This window comes from Mycobacterium sp. (genome assembly GCF_049802695.1).
Taxonomy (GTDB): domain Bacteria; phylum Actinomycetota; class Actinomycetes; order Mycobacteriales; family Mycobacteriaceae; genus Mycobacterium.
In genome coordinates, this window is record NZ_JBARMY010000300.1 from 1 (window position 1) to 4238 (window position 4238).

General features: G+C 64.9%; 4 protein-coding genes. All 4 read left to right on the forward strand.

What is annotated here, in order from left to right:
- Positions 1 to 103: 103 nt before the first annotated feature.
- Positions 104 to 1366 carry a cytochrome P450 gene (locus WA317_RS12200; RefSeq protein ID WP_425173275.1) on the forward strand — a complete coding sequence of 421 codons (1263 nt, stop codon included), beginning with the start codon at positions 104 to 106 and terminating at the stop codon, positions 1364 to 1366.
- 16 nt (positions 1367 to 1382) lie between these two features.
- Positions 1383 to 2345: an alpha/beta hydrolase gene (locus WA317_RS12205; protein ID WP_425173276.1), complete on the forward strand. Its 963-nt coding sequence runs from the start codon at positions 1383 to 1385 to the stop codon at positions 2343 to 2345.
- A gap of 121 nt (positions 2346 to 2466) precedes the next feature.
- On the forward strand, positions 2467 to 3726 hold the full coding sequence (locus tag WA317_RS12210; RefSeq protein ID WP_425173277.1) for a serine hydrolase domain-containing protein: 1260 nt from the start codon (positions 2467 to 2469) through the stop codon (positions 3724 to 3726).
- Between the two features lie 102 nt (positions 3727 to 3828).
- A partial coding sequence (locus WA317_RS12215) for a TetR/AcrR family transcriptional regulator (protein WP_425173278.1) occupies positions 3829 to 4238 on the forward strand: 410 nt, incomplete at its 3' end.

Here is a 4238-nt window from a genome sequence, read left to right on the forward strand (position 1 = left end):
CTGGTGCATCGATGGTTCTACCATGACGCCAACAGACCTATTACGTGGGAAGCCTCATGATTACGGCGCGCCGTTGACGGTGACCACAAAGTCAGGAGGGACTATGACGGCCGGGGAAACCGATCTAACGTTCGAACCATTCACGCCGGGTCCGTCTGAGCAGCTGCCGGCGGTCCTTGCCGAGCTGCGCGAGCGATTCCCCGTGTATCACACCAGCTCAGACATCTGGGTGATCTCGAGATTCGACGACGTGAAGGCTGTGCAGTCGACGCCGGAGTTGTTCTCGTCGCGACCAAATCCCTACGAGGGAGCCGCGCCCCCCGACGACGAGATGACACCCGAAAGGCTCGACCGCCTGCTTGCGCTGGCCTCGGGCATGCCGGTGGACATGACCGAGATGGCCTCGGCGAAAACCATCGCCGCCGCGGACCCGCCTCAGCACACCCGGATGCGCCGCATCGTGAGCAGGGGCTTCACGCCTCCACGCATCAAGGAGATGGCGACTGCGATCGAGGAGATCGTCGACCGCTGTTTGGCCGGAATCGAGGATCAACCCACCTTCGACGTGGTGCAGCGGCTGGCCGTTCCGCTGCCCGTCGAGATGATCTGCCACATCCTAGGCATCGACGGCAGCCAGTACACCCAGGTCAAGCGCTGGTCGGACGCTTTTGCCGCCGCAGCGGGTGTGGTGTTCACCAGCCCCGCCGAGCGCAACGAGTTGATGTTGGCGACGGTCAAAGAGTTCAGCACATACTTCGTCCCCCTTATCGAGGCACGACGCGCAGAGCCCAAGAGCGACCTGGTCAGTGCGATGGTCGCCGCGATCGACAACGAGTCGCTCAGCACCGTCGAAACGTTGATGGTGGCCATCACCATTATGGTGGCCGGCAACGAGACATCGACGAATCTCATCGGCAACACCGTGGTCGAATTGCTCTCGCACCCGGATCAACTCAAATTGTTGCGCGACGATCCCACCCTGCTGCCCAATGCGGTGGAGGAGGGCAACCGATTCACCTCTCCGATCCAGTTCGCCTTTCGGGAGGCGATCGAAGACACCGAGATCGCCGGCACACCGATTCCCAAGGGCGCCAGCATCGCGCTACATATGGCTGCGGCCAACCGCGATCCGCGTCGCTTCGATGACCCAGATCGCTTCCTCATCGACCGGCCCCCCGGCAGGAATCTGGCATTCGGTCACGGCATCCACTTCTGCCTGGGCGCTCACCTCGCGGGCCAGGAAGTGCGCACGGCGATCGGCGGGTTGCTGCCGTACCTGGACAGGCTCGAGTTAGTGGGACCACTACAACGCAACCCGACCGCGCTTCTTAACGGCTGGCAAAAGGTCGACCTCGCGTGGGTCTGATGGATGGTCCGCCGCGTTGACAACGGATTCGACATTTGCCGCGCGCCCTGACCTGGTTCGCCTCGACCCGGAAGTGCGCCCTGCGGCGGCTGCCCACGATGTGCTCGAGTTCGAGTTGGCAACGCTGCCGGCCGACCGCGATCGGCTCAACACCACCAGTGCCCAACGCGCCGCCGCGGTTGATGTCACTGGCATTGACATCGAGTCGCACCAGATCGCCGATACCGGCGGCGCGAACCTCGACCTCCGGATCTACCGGGGCGCCGCGACGTCGGCGGTTCCGATCGTGGTGTTTGCCCACGGCGGCGGATTTGTCACCGGCAATCTCGACACCGATCACTCGCTCTGTGCCGAGCTGGCCCGCTCTGTGAACTGCGTGGTCGTCTCTGTCGATTATCGGCTGGCGCCCGAACAGCCTTGTCCGGCCGCTCTCAACGACGTGCACAGGGCTTTCGACTACGCGATAGCACACGCCGGCCCACTCAACGCAGACCCCGATCGCATCGCGGTGGTCGGCAGAGACGCGGGTGCCGCACTGGTGGCCGGTCTGGCCCAGCGCATGTTCGACGCCGAAGGCCCACAGATTCGCCTGCAACTGCTCCACGAACCCATGCTTGATCCCGATCCCACGCGATCACGCCGGGAGTTCGCCCGAATTCCCGGCTTGAGCGGTCACGCAATGGACCGCGGCTGGGAGCACTACCGCCACGGCACCGCGCCGTCTCAGCACATCGCCCCCGCGCACCGGCGCAACCTCGAGGGTCTGCCGCCGGCATTCATCAGCTGCGCCGATATCAACCCCTGTCGCGACGAGGCTGTCGGCTACTCCAACCGACTGTTGCACGCCTACGTGCCCACCGAATTGCACGTGTTCGCGGCGGCATTTCCCGCGATGGAATCCATGCACGAGCACGGGGCGGTGTCCCGGGACTTACGCGCGCTGCAGGTGCGAAGTCTGCGGCGATCTTTCTCCTATTGATCCCGAGATCGCCGCCAACGAGGGAGACGACCATGAGGCCAAGGATCGCCCGTACACTGCTGCTCGACGACCGAGACGGCAATGATGACCTGCTGCAGCACGGCGCCGTGGGAGTGACCGCGTGAGCACTGATGCGGCCAACGAGACGCTTCCCGCGGGCGTGCAGGGCGCGGCGGACCCGAATTTCGCATGCGCCGTACGCACGTTTGCCAATCTGTTTCCGGGCCGGCGGTTGGGCGGCGGCGCGTTGGCTGTGTATCTCGATGGCCAGCCGGTCGTCGATGTGTGGACGGGTTGGGCGGACCGCCGTGGCGAAGTGCCGTGGTCGGCCGACACCGCCGCGATGGTGTTCTCGGCCACCAAAGGCCTGTCCTCGACCGTGATCCATCGGCTGGCCGACCGCGGCCTGCTGGACTACGACGCCCCGGTCGCCGACTACTGGAAACAGTTCGGGGCAAACGGTAAGGCAGCCATCACGATCCGCGATGTGATGGACCACCGCGCGGGACTGTCTGAGTTGCACGGCGCGAGCAGCGCCGAGCTGCTGGACCACCATGTGATGGAGGAGCGACTGGCCGCCGCGCCGGCTGGGCGGCTCCTGGGCGAGTCGGCCTACCACGCAATGACTTACGGTTGGCTGGTCTCCGGGCTGGCCCGATCAATAACCGGTAAGGGCATGCGTGAGCTGATCCGCTCGGAACTGGCTCAACCCCTCGATACCGATGGGTTGCACCTGGGCAGGCCGCCCGCCGACTCCCCCAGTCGGGCAGCGCAAATCATCATGCCGCAGGACACTCGCGCCAACCCGCTCTTCAATGTGGTAGCCCCCCGGATCGCCGGGCTGTCGTTGTCGGCCATCTTCGGTGCCCTCTACGTCCCCGGAATGAAAGCCCTTGTGCAGGGGGACATGCCGATGCTCGACGCGGAGATTCCGGCGGCCAACGGAGTCGTCACCGCGCGTGGGCTGGCCAAGATGTACGGCGCTCTCGCTAACGGCGGCGGCGTCGAGGGGACGCAGCTGTTGTCCGCGCAGCTGGTGCGGGGTCTGACAGGCAAGCTCAGTCGGCGACCCGACCGCAATCTCGTTTTTCCGATGGGTTTCCACCTGGGGTATCACGCCGTCGTGATTCCAGGAATTCTGCCCGGATTGGGCCACGTCGGGCTGGCCGGAACCGTCGGCTGGGCGGACCCCGCAACCGGGCTGGCATTCGGGTTCGTGCATAACAGGCTGCTGAGCCCGATGGTGCTCGACCAGATCGCGTTCCTGGGGCTGGGTGCCCTGATCAGAAGGGGCGCGAGCCTCGCCCGAGAGCGCGGAGCGCAACGCGTACCGCAGCTGGGATCCAGATTCATCGAACCGCGACACGCAGCTAAACACTGACTTCTGTGTCAGCGAAATCGACGTTGAGAGGACGGGAATGCCGTGGCGCGGGACAAGTCAGCTCGGCCGAACCTAAACGGCCATCAGCCGTCAGAGGAGCCCGTGCCGAGCTGGCAGATACGCAGCGTCGATCGATCGCTGCAAAGCGCGCGCGCACGGGCTAAGGAGCGAAGTGAACGCTTCGTCGATGCTGCCGTGGAACTTCTCGGCGAACGGGATGAGAGTGACCTCTCCATCCAGGACGTCGTCGACCGCTCCGGTCAGTCACAGCGCACCTTCTATACGTTCTTCGACCGCAAAGACACCCTGATGCTCGCCGTCTACGAGACGATTCTGCGCAACACCGCCATCCCGTGGTTGCGGGGGAGGTGTGAGGGCATTGAGGAGCCGGTATTGCGGCTTCGGGCAGTGTTGGAGGCTATCGCCAGTGCGACGCCGGCTCGGCTCTCACGCGCGTTGAGCGTTCTTCACCTCTGGCTCGCCGAGACCCGCCCGAACGACCTTGGGTACGC

Excerpts from the sequence above, each read along its gene's own strand:
- WA317_RS12200 (WP_425173275.1), top strand. The coding sequence starts at position 104 with ATGACGGCCGGGGAAACCGATCTAACGTTCGAACCATTCACGCCGGGT.